The following is a 16767-nucleotide window of genomic DNA, read 5'->3' as shown; positions in this document are numbered from 1 at the left end:
AGCCGCTTTATCCGCGTGGCCGTGGTGCTTACATTGTCACCAGTGTCAGCGCCGCAGCGTCCTGCTGAAGCAGCGTGAATGCCGCGATTTTCCGCGGCAGCACGCCGGCGCAAATCCAGTCAAAGGACGAACCAGATCATGAGTAAGCTCACAGGCAAGGTCGCAGTCGTAACGGGTGCATCGAAAGGTATCGGCGCGGCAATCGCAAAGGGATTGGCCGCGCAAGGCGCGTCGGTAGTCGTGAACTACGCGTCGAGCAAGGCCGGCGCGGACGAAGTGGTGGCCGCGATCACCGCCGCGGGCGGCAAGGCCATCGCCGTCGGCGGCGACGTATCGAAAGCCGCCGATGCGAAAGGCATTATCGACAGCGCCGTCGAAACCTACGGCCGCCTGGATATTCTCGTCAACAACTCGGGCGTGTACGAATTCGCGGCGATCGAGGACATCACCGAAGCGCACTTCCATAAGCACTTCAATGTGAACGTGCTCGGTCTGCTGCTGGTCACGCAGGCAGCGGTCAAGCATCTGGGCGAGGGCGCGAGCATCGTCAACGTGAGCTCGGTCGCGAGCCGCATCACGCCGCCGACGAGCGCAGTCTATTCGGCGACGAAGGGCGCGGTGGACAGCATCACGGGCGTGCTCGCGAAGGACCTCGCGCCGCGCAAGATTCGCGTGAACTCGGTGAATCCGGGCATGGTCGTGACGGAAGGCACGCATAGCGCGGGCATCATCGGTTCGGACCTGGAGCAGTGGGCGCTGAGCACGACGCCGCTTGGCCGCCTCGGCCAGCCGGACGACATCGCGGACGTCGTCACCTTCCTCGCATCCAACGACGCGCGCTGGATCACCGGCGAAAGCCTGATCGTCAGCGGCGGCGTGCGTTAAGAATATCCATTGAAGTAGCGGCAAAGCGGCGCCCTCGGGTGCCGCTTTTTTTGCGCGTCGCTTTTTGCCTCGCTTATTCCTCGCTTATTCCTCGCTCCCCGGCAAGCGGACGGCAAAGAGCGCATCGAGCAGATTCGACCCCGGCCGTCCGGCGAGCCGCGTGAGCGATTCGGTCATCCGTACCTGACAATCGTCGAGCGGAATCATTCTGATACGCCGCGACGGGTTGAATTCCGCGCGCGCGATCACGCCGACGCCCATGCCTTGCGCGACGGCTTCCTCGAGCGCCTCGCGGCCGTCGACATACATGACCGGCTCGACTTGCAGCGACTCGCGCACCAGTTCGATCTCCAGCAATTGCTGCGTGACCGATTGCGGTTCGCGAAAAATCATCGGCTGCTGCACGAGTTCCCCGTAACTCAGCTTGCGTTTCTTCGCGACGGGATAGCGCACCGGCACCATCGCGACCAGCGGGTCGCGCCGCAATACGCGCGATTCGAGCCGGCTGTGAACCTGCGGCGCGGCGGTAATGGCGGCGTCGACGGCGCTCGACAGCACGCGCTGCATGCAGTCCGCCGCATTGGCGATGGACAGCGTCACCACGATCCCCGGATGCAGCTTGCGAAACGCGCGGATCAGCGCGACCGCGAGATCGGGCGCGTCCGCCGCGAGCGACAGCGACCCCGACTCCAGGCCGCCCGCCGATTCGAGCAACTGCCGCGCGTCGCGCTCGCAACCGAGCATCTGCCGCGTCACGCTGAAAAGCCGTAGCCCGAGTTCGGTGGTCTCGACGCCGCGCGGCCCGCGCTCGAACAGCTTCACGCCGTAATCCTGCTCGAGCCGCCGCACGTGATCCGACACCGCCGGTTGCGAGAGCGACAACGCCTCGGCGGCCCGCGAAAAGCCGCCATGTTCCGCGACCGCATGAAACGCCCGCAATTGCGCGTATTGCACCTGAGCCTCCGTCGCAGCGAAACTCGCCAGCTATAAGTATTTACGATGAGCGCATCGATTATATCGATTTTACCGATGCACCACGTTTCGGTACTGTAGGCGCTATCTCAACCAGCCAGACCGGAGATTGGGCATGCAAAACGCGACTGGCAATTCCCCGGCGACAGCGCAAGAAAGCGCAAGCTGCGCCCCGCCGGCTCAAGGCGAGCCTTATCTGTTGACGCCGGGCCCGCTGACCACCGCCTTCTCGACCAAGCAGGCGATGCTGCGCGACTGGGGTTCGTGGGACGGCGATTTTCGCGCGATGACGGCGCAACTGCGCCGCAGCCTGCTCGACATCGCAGGTGACGCAAGCGACGATGCCGGCGAATACGATTGCGTGCCGTTGCAAGGCAGCGGCAGCTATTGCGTCGAAGCGATGCTGGGCAGTCTGATTCCGCGCGACGGCAATGCGCTCGTGCTTGCGAACGGCGCCTACGGCAAACGCATCGCGACGACGCTGCGCTATCTCGGCCGCGCGCATACCGTGCTCGACAAGGGCGATTACTTGCCGCCGCGCGCGACGGAAGTCGAACGCATGCTCGATGCCGAGCCGGCCATCACGCATGTCGTCGCCGTGCATTGCGAAACGAGCTCGGGCATTCTCAATCCGATCGAAGAGATTGCGGCGGTCACGGCGGCGAAAGGCCGCAAGCTGCTGATCGACTCGATGAGCGCATTCGGCGCGGTGCCGCTCGACGTGCGCAAGATCGCGTGCGAAGCGTTCGTCTCGTCGGCGAACAAGTGTATTGAGGGCGTGCCCGGCTTCGGCTTCGTGATTGCGAAGAAGAGCGCGCTGCACGACGCGCGCGGGCGCAGCCATTCGCTCGCGCTCGACGTGCACGATCAATGGGACGTGATGAACCGCACCGGCCAGTGGCGCTTTACGCCGCCAACGCACACGGTCGCCGCGTTTATCGAGGCGCTGCGGCTTCACAAGCTCGAAGGCGGGCAGCCCGCTCGCCTCGCGCGTTACGCGAACAATCGCGACGTGCTGGTCGCGGGCATGCAGGAACTCGGCTTCGAGCCGCTCCTGAATGCGCGCTGGCGTTCGCCGATCATCGTGACGTTTTTCTCGCCGGCGCATCCGGCGTTCAGCTTTGAGCAGTTTTACGAACTAATGAAGCAACAGGGTTTCATCATTTATCCGGGCAAGCTGACGGTGGTGGAGAGTTTCCGCATCGGCTGCATCGGCCAGGTGGACGCGCAGGTGATGCGCCGCGTCGTGCAAGCGTGCGCGAGCGCGCTGCGGACGATGGGCGTCGATCACGCCGCGCCGCCGGCCGCGGCCATCGAAGAACGCAAGCTGCTGGCGGAGCTTGCATGAGCGATAGCAGACAACATCGAATGGAAGCGAACGAAACACGATGAAGCACGTCAAGGCGGTGATTTTCGACTGGGCCGGCACGGTGGTCGATTATGGTTCTCTTGCGCCGATGGGCGCGTTTGTCGAAACCTTCGAGCAGTTCGGCGTGCCGATCACGATCGACGAAGCGCGCGGACCGATGGGCATGGCCAAGCGCCCGCATATCGCGGCGCTGATGGCGCTGCCGCGCGTCGCGCGCGCATGGGCCGACAGGTATGGCCACGCGCCGGGCGACGCCGACATCGACGCCGTGTACGACGTGTTCGTGCCGAAGAATATCGCGGTGGCCGCGAGCTACAGTTCGGTGATTCCGGGCGTCGCCGAAGTGACGAGCGCGCTGCGCGGCGACGACATCCGCATCGGCACGACGACGGGCTACACGCGCGAGATCATGGCCGAGATCGTGCCGGGCGCGGCGGCCCAGGGTTTCTCGCCGGACAGCATCGTGTGCACGGGCGATACGCCCGAAGGGCGGCCGTCGCCGTACATGATCTACAAGACGCTGCCGGAACTGGGCGTGTGGCGCGCGAAAGACGCGATCAAGGTCGACGATACGGAAGTCGGCATCGAGGAAGGCATTAACGGCGGCACGTGGGCGGTGGGTGTCGCCGTCAGCGGCAATGCGTTCGGTATGGCGGAGGACGACGTCAAGGCGCTCGCGCCCGACGACTTCGCGCGGCGCCGCGCGGCCGCCATCGACAGATTGCGGGCCGCGGGCGCGCATTATGTGATCGACAGCGTCGCGGATCTGATGCCGGTGGTCCGCGATATCGACGCGCGGCTCGCGCGGGGCGAGCGGCCTTGAGGGGCGTGTTGGGCGCCGGTCCCAACTTAGTCGGAAATCAGCTTCAACCCCGCGGGCAAGGACTCGCCGAACACGCGGCCTTCGTCCGCGTTATCCAGTTCGACGACCTCGCCGACCATCGCGATCCACGCGCGCGGCGCGCTGGCCGCCTCCAACCTGCGAATCACGGCGTCGCGCAACTCGTGCGGCAGATCGCGCGAGCGGTCGCCGGTCATGCGCGCGATCTGCACGGCGGCGAACGCGGCCGGGTCGATCTTCTTCCAGTCGAGCGCGAGAATCGCGTCGAGCCATCCACTCGCGACATCGGCCGGCACGACGTTGTGCGCGCTGCCATAGAACGGCCGGCGCGCGCCGATCCGCCCGACGGCCCACCAGCTCTGATGATTCTCCGAAGGCTTGCGCAAGCGCGCGAGCACCGACTCGCCGAGTTCGATCTTGCGCTCCACCGGAATGCGTTCCAGCGACGCGCTCAGCCGAACCATATCGGCGATACCCGTTTTCGCGACGTCGAACGGCAGCTTGTGACGCGACTGCGCGGCCGTTTGCAGATAGGTCATTGCATCGAGCACGCGCAGTTGCGCGGTTTCGTCGAGGCCGCCCGCGGCGCGCCGCCACAGCGTCCACCATTCGGACCAGACCTGGCTTTCCTGGACGTACTGAATACCGTCGTCGAAGAGCGACCACAGTTGTTCGACGCGCCATTCGTCGAGCGGATAACCAAAGCCTGGCCGCACGCAATAGCCGGCGAGGTTCAGCCAGAGCCGCTCATGATCCGCCGAGCGGCGCCGCCTGCGCGCGCGTTCCCCACAGCGCGCCGAACAGTTCGCGTAGCAGCGCGCTGTTCCAGCTCTCGCGCGGGCCGAGCAGTTGTTCGAGCTGCGCGCGCAGACGTTTGACTTCCTTTTTATCGACGTCTTGCGAGCGCGAACCGAACGAGCGGTCGATCTGCGTGATGGCTTCGTCGAGCCGCGGATGCCGCGCCGCGGCGGCATCGTCCGCGAGGTTGACCTGCGCATGCTCACGACGCAACTGGAACTCGAGCAACCAACGCTCGGCGGGATTGTCGCGGTCGATGCAGTGGACTTCGAGCGTGCCGACTTCGGTCAGCGAAGTCGCGATGCGCACGGCTCGCTCGCGGGCGCTGCCCGCGCCCTGCGGCGGGACGATGGTGGCGATGGGCGGCAGGCGCACGAAGTCGCCGCCCGCGAGGTCCGCCAGTTCGCCTGGTGCATACACGGTGTCCGCGCTCGACGACACCAGGTGAAAGCGCACCGGATGCCCGAGCCGCAGCGCGAACGTGCGATCGGCGATGAGGATTTCGTGGCCTTCCTCGGTGCCGCGCGGCAGGAGGCAGATGCCGCGTTGGGTGGTTTGCTCGGGCTGTGCGGGTTGCGAACGCTGCCGTTCCTCGCGCGCGTCGGCGGGTTCGTCCAATACGAGAAAATAGCTGCGTGGCGAACCGCCGCCGATTTTCGGCGCGCCGCCCGCGCGTGCGAGGCTGTAGGCAACAGCGCCGCGCGCCACGGCGACGTCCGGATTGTCGTTCTCCAGCACATGCAGCGGTTCGCCGCGCCACGCGCCCAATGTGTCGGCGAGGCGCTGCGTCAACGCCTGCGCGCGGAACACGCCGCCGTTGAGCAGCAGCGTATCGGGGACGGGGAGTGGGGCGGATTCATCTTTGTCCCGCCCCAACGCCTTGCGCGACTGCGCCTCGAAGCGGCCCAGAAAAGCGGCGATATGGCGTGTGACGGCGGCATCGGTTGCATACGGCAGACCGAACTCGACGATCGCGCCGCGCGGCCGGGCCCGGCCGTTCGTGTGCAGCCACCGCCGGAAAGAATCCATCGACGATCACACGCTCCACCTCGTCGCGCGTGACCTGCGCGGTGCGCGCGCCGCCGACGAGCTTCGCGCCCGCGCCGAGCAGCGTGATCGACGCGGAGTCGGGCGCTTGCGGCCCGAGCAGCAACTCCTTCGCACCGCGGCAGCGCTCGACCAGTTGCGACAGGCTCGCCGCCGACAAACGCGCGCGCTCGCCGCCGCCAGGCAGCCGCGCTTCGACGAGATGCGCGAGCGCGAGGTCCATGTTGTCGCCGCCGAGCATCAGATGATTGCCGACGCCGATACGCGTGAGTTGCGGCTCGCCGTCGGCCATGCTTACTTCGATCAGCGTCAGGTCGGTGGTGCCGCCGCCGACGTCGCAGATCAGCACGAGACGCGTGTGCGCCAGTTCGTTGGCAAGCCGCTCGCGATGATGGAACAGCCAGTCGTAGAACGCCGCCTGCGGTTCCTCCAGCAGCCGCAACGACGGCAGCCCGGCCATGCGCGCCGCTTCGACGGTCAGCGCCCGCGCGCCTTCGTCGAACGAGGCGGGGACCGTGAGCACCACGTCCTGCTGTTCGAGCGGCGCGTCGGGAAAGCGCTGATTCCACGCCGCGCGCGCGTGCGCGAGATAGCTCGCGCTGGCTTCGACGGGCGAGACCTTGTGGACATCGTCGGCGGCGCCCCACGGCAGGATCGGCGCGACGCGATCGACGGCGGCATGCGAGAGCCAGCTTTTCGCGCTGGCGACGAGGCGTCCGGGAACCTGCGCGCCGAGCACGCGCGCAAGCCGGCCGATGACGACAGGCGGCGCGTCCTGATCGTCGGTGGAAGGCGCCGCGGCTCGCGCCGCGCTTTCGCCCGAGACCGAGACGCTTGCCCCGACCGCCTGCACCCCGCGTCCCGAGGTCCACGGCAACTGCAAATCCCCCGCATCCAGCTCGCCCGGCGCGGCGTGATACCGCACCGAAGGCAGTAGCGGCCGCGCCGCAACCTCGCCCGGACTAACAAGCTGTTCGATCTCGAAGACGCGAATCTCCTGCGACCCGGCCTGCGCATACGCAAGCACCGTGTTGCTCGTGCCGAGGTCGATGCCGACGCTGTACCGCTTCATCTCAGTCATGCATTCGCGTTGCCGCGCACGTCGAATTCGACTTTCCAGCGCTCGTCCGCTCCGCGCGGCACGGCTTCGAGTTCAAGCGTGCCCGCTTCGGTCACGCGCGCGTGCAGCTTCACGGGCACGACCTCGCCGGACGTGCGGCCGGAGGCGGGCAGCGTCGCCTGAATCTCTTCGAGTTCCTGCAACTCATCGGGGCCCCAGAAGTCGAGCAGCGTGCCGACCTGATCCTGACGACGCACCGACGACCCGAAGAAACGGAAATGCACCGGCTCGCCGACGACAAGCCCAAACTCCTGCGCCGGTAACTCGGCCTCGGTGCCTTCTTCCATGCCGAACGGCGCGACGCACAGCGCCTGGATGGGCGGCTCGAGGCCAGGCACGGCGGGCATCGCCGATTCGATCGCGATGTAGTACGCCCGCGCCGTGCCGCCACGAATCCGCACGCCCTGGCCGCGCCGCACGTAGCCGTAATACGCCGCGCCACGGGCGACGGCCAGATCGAGATCGGCGCCTTCCAGCAGGCGCGCGGGCGCTGCGCCTTCCGCGGCGAGCCAGCCGTTCAGCGTGCTCATGATCCGCTCGACGAGCAGCGTCGACTTGAACACGCCGCCGTTGAACAGCACCGCCGTCGGATGCAGGAAGCTCGCGCCTTGCGCCGACGCGTCGGCAGCCGTCTCGCGCAAGCCTTCCAGTTCCGCGAGCGCGCCGACCTGACGGCCGAGAAACGCCGCCAGATGCCGCGTAATGCCCGCGTCCTGCGCATACGGCAAGCCGAGTTGCGTGAGGCCGGCGCGCGTGCGGCTCACCGGCCGCGCGGCGCTCTCCACCTGCGGGAAAAAGCCGTCGAGAATCGTCTGCGTCAACTCCGCGCGCGTGAGTTCCGTGCGGATCGATCCGCCGATCAGCTTCGAGCCGCGGCTCGGCACGACGAGCGGCACGGTGTCGGTGGTCGGGTCGCTTAGCAGCGTTTCCTTCGCCGAGCGGCACGCATAGGTGAGGGCGCGCAACTGCCACGCGTCGGCCTGCGTGCCTTGCGCCGCGAGCTTGCGCGCGACCACGTGCGCGAGCGCGAGGTCCATGTTGTCGCCGCCGAGCAGAATGTGTTCGCCGACCGCCACGCGATGCAGTTCCAGATTGCCTTGGCGCTCGACCACCGCGATCAGCGAGAGGTCGGTCGTGCCGCCGCCGACATCGACCACGAGAATGATGTCGCCGACCTTGACCTGCTTGCGCCACTGGCCGCCGCTCTTCTGAATCCAGCTATAGAGCGCGGCCTGCGGTTCCTCGAGCAGCGTCATGCGGCCATAGCCTGCGGCTTGCGCGGCTTCGGCGGTCAGTTCGCGCGCGGCCGGATCGAACGATGCGGGAATCGTCACCGTGATGTCCTGCTCGTGAAACGGCGCGTCCGGATGCGCGTGATCCCACGCTTCGCGCAAATGCGTCAGATAGCGGACCGAACTTTCGAGTGGCGACACGCGCGCGACTTCGGGCGGCGCATCGCTCGGCAGAATCGCCGCGCGCCGGTCGACGCCCGGATGGCACAGCCAGCTTTTCGCGCTCGAGACGAGCCGGATCGGCGTCGCCGCGCCGCGGCTGCGCGCGAATTCACCGACCGCGAACTGGCGCTCGCCCGTCCACGGCAGATGCAGGTCGCCGGAACCGAGTTCGTCGGGATGCGGCAGATACAGGAACGAGGGCAGCAGATCGAGATCGGCAATTGCGCCGGGGCCGGTCAATTGCGCGATGGGCAGCACGGCCAGCGTGGTCTTTTCGCCGTCGCTTGCGCTGGTGTCGACGTAGGAGAGCGCGCAGTGCGTGGTGCCCAGATCGATGCCGATGGAATAACGCGCGCCGCTCATAGCTCCACCTCGGCCGGCGCGATGACCTTCGCGTTATGGCTTTCCGCGAGCTTCGGCAGACGCACGTCGTCGACGCGCCAGCCGCGGTGGCTGATGCTGCCGACAAACGGCGCGCGGCCGACCACGTTGCCCGTCAGACGGATCGCGCTCGCGTCGAAACCTTCCTGAAGCGTGACGCGGCTGCCTTCCGCCTCGTCGCGCACCGGGCGGATCGTGAAGTGCTCGCGCAGCGTCGCGCGGCAGCCTTCGTGCACGAGGCGCGCGGCGGCGCCGATGTCGGCGTCGCTGAAACGCTTGATGTCTTCCTCGACGAAATCGATGAAGCGCGCGTCGCGTTGCAAGAGGCCGAGCAGTTGCAGCGCGGCGTCGGGGCTGGCTTCCTTGAGCGTCGGCGCGGCCTTGGGGGCCGGCGAGGGCGCCTGGGTTTGCGCTTGCGCAGCCGCGCCGCCGTCGCGCACGCGCAGCACCGCGGCGGCGAATTCGCCATCGCCGAGAATGCGGAAAAACGCGCTGACGGCCAGCGAAATCCTGCCGAGGAAGGATGGGTTCGAATCGGTCATAAATGCTCCTGAGAGGCTCTGTTAGAGGACGAGCTGTCCTGTGTCCGGGAGTGGGCGCGGCGGGCGAAACGGCCCACGGCGCCCTGTGGCGATGCACGTATCGCGGAAAGCCTGCGACGCAGCGAGCGGTGCGCTTCGCTTGGCGCGACCGGCGCAATCCGCGCGCGCAAAACCCGTATTTTGCCTTGTGACGCGCCGGCTGCGGGCAAACCCGCACGTTCTCGCGTGAGAAGGCAGCCAGATTGGCGGCTTGGGAGGGGGCAGCCCAACAACCTCGCAACCTCGTTTGTGACATCTACATCACGTTCAAGCGCCTCGCCTCACATGCAAACACCGCAGCAACAGCGTTCGCCGCCCGCAATGTGAGGATTTACCCGTACTGCGTGTGACAATCCTATCAAACGGAGTAACATAGCCCCGTCATTCGCCGGCTCGCCGTCGTGCCGCATTCCAACCCCGGACGCCTCATGCCTGATTCTTCTCCGTCGTCATCGGTCGTCGCGCTGCGCGGCGGGCCGCTCGTTCATCCGGTACGCAATCCGGGCATGCCGTTCGACGCTTCGTGGCTCGACGGTTTGCGCGTCAACCAGTCGGCGGTCGAACGGCGCTCGGCCACGCTCGTCACGCGCCGCAGCGTCAAGAAAGACGCGCAGGCCGCCTGGCTGCTCAAAGCGGTCACCTGCATCGACCTCACCACGCTCAGCGGCGACGACACCGAAGGCCGCGTGCGGCGCCTGTGCGCGAAGGCGCGCCAGCCGGTGCGCGCCGATATTCTCGACGCGCTCGGCATGGCGCCGCAGCGCATCACGACTGGCGCGGTATGCGTCTATCACCGCTTCGTCGCCGCCGCCGTGGATGCGCTAGAAGGCAGCGGCGTGCCCGTCGCGGCGGTGTCGACCGGCTTTCCGGCCGGACTGATTCCGCATCCGCTGAAGCTGAAGGAGATCGAGGCGTCGGTCGCCGACGGCGCCGCGGAAATCGACATCGTCGTCACGCGCGAATACGTGCTGACCGGCAACTGGCAGGCGCTTTACGACGAAGTGCGCGAGTTTCGCGCGGCCTGCGGCCCCGCGCATCTGAAGGCGATTCTCGCGACCGGCGACATCCGCACGCTGTCGAACGTGGCGCGCGCGTCGATGGTCTGCATGATGGCCGGCGCCGACTTCATCAAGACGTCGACGGGCAAGGAAGGCGTGAACGCGACGCTCGACGTGTCGCTCGTCATGGCGCGCATGATCCGCGAATACCACGAGCGCACCGGCGTGCTCATCGGCTTCAAGCCGGCAGGCGGCGTGTCGAGCGCGAAGTCGGTGCTGGCGTATCAGATCCTGATGAAGGAAGAACTGGGCCGCGCGTGGCTCGAACCGGAGCTGTTGCGCATCGGCGCATCGAGCCTGCTCGCCGACATCGAGCGGCAACTCGAACATCACGTGAGCGGCCGTTATTCCGCTTTCAACCGTCACCCCGTAGCCTGAAGCAGACCCAACCCATGAGCGTAGCGGAGTATTTTTCTTCGATGGAATACGGCCCCTCGTCCGAGGGCGACCAGCCCGCGCGCGCCTGGCTCGCGCAACATGACGCGCGCTTCGGGCATTTCATCAACGGCGCGTGGCACGCGCCCGCAAGCGGCGCGCATTTTGTGTCGCACGCGCCGGCAAGCGGCGAGCGCCTTGCCGAAGTCGCCCAAGGCGATGCAGCCGACGTCGACGCCGCGGTAGCCGCCGCGCGCGCCGCGCAACCCGGCTGGCTCGCGGCGGGCGGCGCGGCACGCGCGCGGCATCTGTATGCGCTCTCGCGCATGGTGCAGCGGCACAGCCGGCTCTTCGCGGTGCTCGAAGCGCTCGACAACGGCAAGCCGATTCGCGAGACGCGCGACATCGACGTGCCGCTCGTCGCGCGTCATTTTCTGCATCACGCCGGCTGGGCGCAGTTGCAGGACAGCGAGTTCGCCGATCATGCGCCGCTCGGCGTGATCGGCCAGATCGTGCCGTGGAATTTCCCGCTGCTGATGCTCGCGTGGAAAATCGCGCCGGCTATCGCAACGGGCAATTGCGTCGTGCTGAAGCCGGCCGAATACACGCCGCTCACCGCGCTCCTGTTCGCGGAGCTCGCGCATCGCGCCGGCCTGCCCGCGGGCGTGCTCAATGTCGTGACCGGCGACGGCGCGACGGGCGCGGCGCTCGTCGAGCACCCGCAAGTGGACAAGCTCGCGTTCACCGGCTCGACGGAAGTGGGCAAGCTGATCCGCTCGGTCACGGCGGGCTCGGGCAAATCGCTGACGCTTGAGTTGGGCGGCAAGTCGCCCTTCATCGTATTCGACGACGCGGACCTCGACGCTGCCGTCGAAGGCGTGGTCGACGCGATCTGGTTCAACCAGGGCCAGGTGTGTTGCGCGGGTTCGCGCCTGCTGGTGCAGGAGGGCGTCGAAGCGCGCTTCATCGCGAAGCTCAAGCGTCGCATGGAGTCGCTGCGCGTCGGAACGTCGCTCGACAAGAATGCCGACGTCGGCGCGATCGTCGATCCGGTGCAGCTCGAGCGGATTCGCTCGCTCGTCGAAAGCGGGCGGCGCGAGGGCTGCGCGATCTGGCAGGCGAGCAATACGACGCTGCCTGCCAACGGCTGCTTTTATCCGCCGACGCTCGTCACGAACGTTGCGCCCGCATCGACTCTGGCTCAGGAGGAAATCTTCGGCCCGGTGCTCGTGTCGATGAGCTTTCGCACGCCGGAAGAAGCCGTCGCGCTCGCCAACAATTCGCGCTATGGACTCGCTGCGAGCGTGTGGAGCGAGACCATCGGCCGCGCGCTCGATGTCGCGCCGCGGCTCGCGGCGGGCGTCGTGTGGATCAACGCGACGAACCTGTTCGACGCGGCGGTCGGCTTCGGCGGCTATCGCGAGTCGGGCTTTGGACGCGAGGGCGGACGTGAGGGCATTTACGAATATCTGAAACCGCGCGCGTGGCTCAATCTTCCGAAGCGCCGGCCGCTGGGCGCGACGCAAGAGGACAGCGGCCGCGTACAGATGCTGGCTGCCGAGCAGGACACCGCGAACACCGCGAACATCGTATCGATCGACCGCACGGCGAAGCTCTTTATCGGCGGCAAGCAGGTGCGCCCGGACAGCGGCTATTCGCTGACGATTCACGCGCCGGACGGAACGCCGGTCGGCGAGGTGAGCGAAGGCAATCGCAAGGACATACGCAACGCGGTCGAAGCGGCGCGCGCGGCGCACAAGTGGTCGCAGGCGAGCACGCATAACCGCGCGCAGGTGCTGTTCTATCTCGCCGAGAATCTCGCGGTGCGCGCCGACGAATTCGCGCATCGGCTGGTGTTGCGGCATGGCGTGACGGCTGACGCGGCGCGTGCGGAAGTGGAGGCGTCGGTCACCCGCCTTTTCACGTACGCGGCGTGGGCCGACAAGTTCGACGGCGCGGTGCACACGCCGCCGTTGCGCGGTGTCGCGCTTGCGATGCACGAGCCGCTCGGCGTGATCGGCATTGCGTGTCCGGACGAAGCGCCGTTGCTGGCTTTCGTTTCGCTGATCGCGCCGGCGCTCGCAATGGGTAATCGCGTGGTCGTGCTGCCGGGCGAGGCTGGTTCGCTGGCCGCGACGGACTTCTATCAGGTCGTCGAGACGTCCGACGTGCCCGGCGGCGTGGTGAACATCGTCACAGGCAAACGCGCGGCGCTGCTGCCGGCGCTCGCGAGCCACGACGACGTCGACGCGGTCTGGTGCTTCGGCAACGCGGCGGATTCGGCGCTGATCGAGCGCGCATCGGTCGGCAATCTGAAGCGCACCTTCACCGACTACGGCCACCAGTTCAACTGGTTCGACCGTGCGAGCGAGGGCAGGCCGTTTCTGCGCCAGGCCGTGCAGGTGAAGAACATCTGGATACCGTACGGAGATTGACCGCACAGCAGCACACGCAACGCAAGCAGCGCAGAGCATGCGCGTCGATCACAAAATGAAGGAGACAACGTGCCGAACATTCTGGACTTCCTGCTGTTGGCGAACGCTGCGCCATCGCACGCGGCGCGCCGCATGACGAAGCACGCGGCGCACGAAGGGCTGCCGTCATGAGCGCGCAGCAAGCGAGCGGACGCGTCGTCATTCTCGGCATCTACGTGACCGATCTGACGTTTCGTGCGGCGCGCATGCCTTCCATCGGCGAGACGATTGCGGGCTCCGCGTTCGCGATGGGCCCTGGCGGCAAGGGCTCGAACCAGGCCGTGGCGGCGGCGCGCGCGGGCGCGCAGGTCGTGTTCTGCACGCGCATCGGCGACGATGCGTTCGGCTCCATCGCACAGGCCACCTGGGCGCGCGAGGGCATCACGGCGCGCGCGTCGGTGGTGCCCGGCGTGGCGACGGGCGCGGCGCACATCTTCGTCGACGACACCACGGGCATGAACGCGATCATCGTCGCGGCCGGCGCGGCGGGCACGCTCGGCGCAGCCGACGTCGATGCGATAGAAGCCGACATTGCCGGTGCGCGCGTGTTCGTCACGCAGCTCGAGCAGCCGCTCGCGGCCGCGCGGCGCGGACTCCAAGTGGCGCGTAAGCATGGCGTCATCACGGTCTTCAATCCCGCACCGGCCATGCCGCTTGACGACGACATCTTCCCGCTGTGCGACTACATCACGCCGAACGAAAGCGAGGCGGCCGCGCTCACCGGCGTGCCGATCGCGAATGTCGACGATGCGCGGCGCGCGGCCGACGTGCTGCTCGCAAAAGGCGTGGGCGCCGCGATCGTGACGCTCGGCGAAGGCGGCGCGTTGCTGCACGACGCCACGCAATCGGTGTGGCTGCCCGCGTTCCGCTGCGGTACGGTAGTGGAAACGGCGGGCGCGGGCGACGGCTTCACGGGCGGCTTCGCGGCTGCGCTTGCGCGCGGCGAAGACCCAATTGCGGCGATGCGCTTCGGCTGCGCGCTCGCGGGCATCTCGGTCACGCGCGCAGGCACCGCGCCCTCGATGCCCACGCTTGCCGAAGTGAACCAGGTGTTGAGCGAGTACAGCGAGTCGGGCCAGACCGCGCAGGTGTCGTAACTCATCCGTGCAGTAACGTGCAGTGCAGTGTCAGGAGATCATGAGCGCCATGAAGTCTTCGTTTGCTGCGGGAAAACTGTTTGCCGACCGGCAACTCAACTTCCTTCTGATCGTCAACGTGCTCGTCGTGCTGGTCGCGACGTGGCTCTCGCGCGGCCAGTTCGTCGACATCGACAATCTTCAGTCGATGGGCGGCCAGTTGCCCGAACTCGGTCTGCTCGCGCTCGGCATCATGCTGTCGATGGTGTCGGGCAACGGCGGCATCGACCTGTCCGGTGTCGGCCTCGCGAACCTCTCGGGCATGGTCGCGGCGATCGTGGTGCCGCGCTTCGTCAATGGCGACGATTCGCCGATGCTTTACACGTCGCTCTTTTGCGCGATCGTGCTCATCATGGGTCTGCTCGGCGGCCTGCTCAACGGCGTCGTGATCGCGCGCCTCAGACTCACGCCGATTCTCTGCACGCTCGGCACGCAGTTGCTGTTCACCGGCTTTGCGGTCGTGATCAGCAACGGCGCATCGGTGCACGTCGACTATGTCGAGCCGCTGTCGGACATCGGCAACGGCACCGTGTTGCAGGTGCCGATTGCGTTCTGCATCTTCATCGCCGCGGTGATCGTGCTGGGATGGCTGCTCAGGCGCAGTCCGTTCGGCCTGCGTCTCTATCTGATGGGCACGAATCCGAAAGCCGCGTTTTACGCGGGCATTCCGCGCGCGCGCATGCTCATCACGACCTATGCGATGTGCGGCGTGCTCGCGTCGCTTACCGGACTGATCAGCGCGACGCATACGTCCAGCGCGAAATGGGATTACGGCAACTCGTATCTCTTGATCGCGATCCTCATTGCGGTGATGGGCGGCGTGAATCCCGCAGGCGGTTATGGGCGCATCGTCTGCGTGTTTTTTGCGGCAACAGTGCTGCAGTTTCTGTCGAGCCTCTTTAATCTGCTCGGCGTCTCGCAGTTTTTCGGCGACTGCGCGTGGGGCTTTTTGCTGCTGCTCTCGCTGGCCTTTGCGGGCGGCGAACGCGTGCGCGCAATCTTCGGCTTCGGCGGCGGCGCTGCGCATCCGGCAACGGAACCGGCAGCGGCTCGCGCCGACGGCGGCACGCCGCCAAAGCGCTAGCGCATAGCGAAGTATCGGTAAAAGCAAACGCAACGCAACGCAACGGATGAAGGCGAACAGGGTGCCCTCCCTGTTCGCGACGGCTGACACGGCCAGCACGGGCGACATCGAACGATAAAGGAGACATTGCATGAAACTGACTCGACTGGGTGCCGCGCTCGCAGCAGGCGCAGTGGCGGTGGGCGCGATCGCCGCGGCGCAGGCCGCCACCAACGAAACCATTGTCACGGTCGTCAAGGTGACGGGCATCAACTGGTTCAACCGGATGGACGACGGCGTCAAGGAATTCGCGAAGGAAAACACCGGCATCACCGCGTACCAGACGGGCCCGGGCCGCGCGGACGCGGCGCAGCAACTGAAGATCATCGAAGATCTGATCGCGAAGAAAGTCACCGCGATTGCAGTCGTGCCCTACGATCCGCCGACACTCGAACCGGCGCTGAAGAAGGCGATGGATCGCGGCATCAAGGTCGTCACGCATGAAGCGGACAACGCAAAGAACACGATGGTCGACATCGAGGCGTTCGACAACACGGCCTACGGTGCGGGTCTGAACGAACGGCTCGCGTCGTGCATGCATAACGAAGGCAAGTGGGCGGTGCTGGTCGGCTCGCTCGGCAGCCGTTCGCAGGTGCAATGGGCCGACGGCGGCATTGGGAACGCCAAGGCCAAGTACGCGAAAATGAATCTCGTCGAGCCGAAGCTCGAAACCAATAACGACGGCGAGCGCGCGTACGAAGTCGCAAAAGAAGTGCTGCGCAAGCATCCGGATCTGAAGGGCTTCCAGGGTTCGTCGTCGCTGGATGTGATCGGCATCGGCCGCGCCGTCGAGGAAGCCGGCATGCAGGGCAAGATCTGCGTATACGGCACGGGTCTGCCGACCGAGGCGGGCAAGTTCCTCGAGAGCGGCGCGATCAACGGCATCGCGTTCTGGGACCCGAAACTCGCGGGCATCGCGATGAACAAGGTCGCGAAGATGCTGGTGGACGGCAAGACCGTCGAGAACGGCGCGGACCTCGGCATTCCGGGCTACACGAAGGTGACGGTCGCGAAAGGGCCGGGCAAGGGCATCATCGTGCGCGGCCAGGGCTGGGTGAACGTCGACAAGTCGAACTACAAGCAGTATCCGTTCTGATTCCGTTGTTCACTTCGGGGCGCGTCCGGTGGGCGCGCCCCGGCATCGCGACCGCTC

General features: G+C 66.7%; 11 protein-coding genes and 1 pseudogene. 8 read left to right on the top strand and 4 right to left on the bottom strand.

The features are described 5' to 3' along the window. Window positions 1–138: 138 nt before the first annotated feature. Window positions 139–885 carry a glucose 1-dehydrogenase gene (locus ABIE53_RS11170; RefSeq protein ID WP_006052815.1) on the top strand — a complete coding sequence of 249 codons (747 nt, stop codon included), beginning with the start codon at window positions 139–141 and terminating at the stop codon, window positions 883–885. An 84-nt stretch (window positions 886–969) separates the two neighbouring features. Here the strand turns inward: ABIE53_RS11170 and ABIE53_RS11165 are convergent, their stop codons facing one another. Continuing rightward, the gene (locus ABIE53_RS11165) at window positions 970–1839 is read right to left on the bottom strand and encodes a LysR substrate-binding domain-containing protein (RefSeq protein WP_107707799.1); all 870 of its coding nucleotides are present in this window, start codon (window positions 1837–1839) and stop codon (window positions 970–972) included. A gap of 133 nt (window positions 1840–1972) precedes the next feature. Here ABIE53_RS11165 and ABIE53_RS11160 point away from each other — a divergent pair, with 133 nt between their 5' ends. After that, window positions 1973–3205: a 2-aminoethylphosphonate--pyruvate transaminase gene (locus ABIE53_RS11160; RefSeq protein WP_114156154.1), complete on the top strand. Its 1233-nt coding sequence runs from the start codon at window positions 1973–1975 to the stop codon at window positions 3203–3205. Window positions 3206–3245: 40 nt separating this feature from the next. Further along, window positions 3246–4049 carry a phosphonoacetaldehyde hydrolase gene (gene phnX / locus ABIE53_RS11155; RefSeq protein ID WP_006052812.1) on the top strand — a complete coding sequence of 268 codons (804 nt, stop codon included), beginning with the start codon at window positions 3246–3248 and terminating at the stop codon, window positions 4047–4049. Between the two features lie 26 nt (window positions 4050–4075). Here the strand turns inward: phnX and ABIE53_RS11150 are convergent. The 3 genes and pseudogenes from ABIE53_RS11150 to ABIE53_RS11140 all read right to left on the bottom strand — a co-directional run bounded on the left by ABIE53_RS11150 (window position 4076) and on the right by ABIE53_RS11140 (window position 9409). Further along, window positions 4076–6993 (bottom strand): annotated as a pseudogene (locus ABIE53_RS11150) (Hsp70 family protein). Then, entirely contained in the window at window positions 6990–8849 is a 1860-nt protein-coding gene (locus ABIE53_RS11145; RefSeq protein WP_114156152.1) for an Hsp70 family protein, read from the bottom strand. The pseudogene ABIE53_RS11150 and the gene ABIE53_RS11145 overlap by 4 nt, the downstream one beginning before the upstream one ends. Further along, window positions 8846–9409 carry a DUF2760 domain-containing protein gene (locus tag ABIE53_RS11140; RefSeq protein WP_006052809.1) on the bottom strand — a complete coding sequence of 188 codons (564 nt, stop codon included), beginning with the start codon at window positions 9407–9409 and terminating at the stop codon, window positions 8846–8848. The genes ABIE53_RS11145 and ABIE53_RS11140 overlap by 4 nt, the downstream gene beginning before the upstream one ends. 467 nt (window positions 9410–9876) lie before the next feature. Here ABIE53_RS11140 and deoC point away from each other — a divergent pair, with 467 nt between their 5' ends. From deoC to ABIE53_RS11115, 5 genes are all read left to right on the top strand, one after another. Next, window positions 9877–10884: a deoxyribose-phosphate aldolase gene (gene deoC / locus ABIE53_RS11135; RefSeq protein ID WP_114156151.1), complete on the top strand. Its 1008-nt coding sequence runs from the start codon at window positions 9877–9879 to the stop codon at window positions 10882–10884. Between the two features lie 14 nt (window positions 10885–10898). After that, a complete protein-coding gene (locus ABIE53_RS11130) occupies window positions 10899–13316 on the top strand; it encodes an aldehyde dehydrogenase family protein (protein WP_114156150.1) in 2418 nt (805 codons plus the stop codon). A 167-nt stretch (window positions 13317–13483) separates the two neighbouring features. Beyond that, complete coding sequence (locus ABIE53_RS11125) at window positions 13484–14452, top strand: ribokinase (RefSeq protein WP_114156149.1); 969 nt, start codon at window positions 13484–13486, stop codon at window positions 14450–14452. Window positions 14453–14501: 49 nt separating this feature from the next. Further along, entirely contained in the window at window positions 14502–15575 is a 1074-nt protein-coding gene (locus tag ABIE53_RS11120) for an ABC transporter permease (RefSeq protein WP_114156707.1), read from the top strand. 130 nt (window positions 15576–15705) lie between these two features. After that, the gene (locus ABIE53_RS11115; RefSeq protein ID WP_006052803.1) at window positions 15706–16710 is read left to right on the top strand and encodes an autoinducer 2 ABC transporter substrate-binding protein; all 1005 of its coding nucleotides are present in this window, start codon (window positions 15706–15708) and stop codon (window positions 16708–16710) included. Window positions 16711–16767 lie beyond the last annotated feature (57 nt).

The organism is Paraburkholderia sp. OAS925, from assembly GCF_040543975.1.
Lineage (GTDB): Bacteria > Pseudomonadota > Gammaproteobacteria > Burkholderiales > Burkholderiaceae > Paraburkholderia > Paraburkholderia graminis.
Note: the sequence above shows the minus strand (reverse complement) of the source record. Positions and strands in the feature narration are given on the sequence as shown.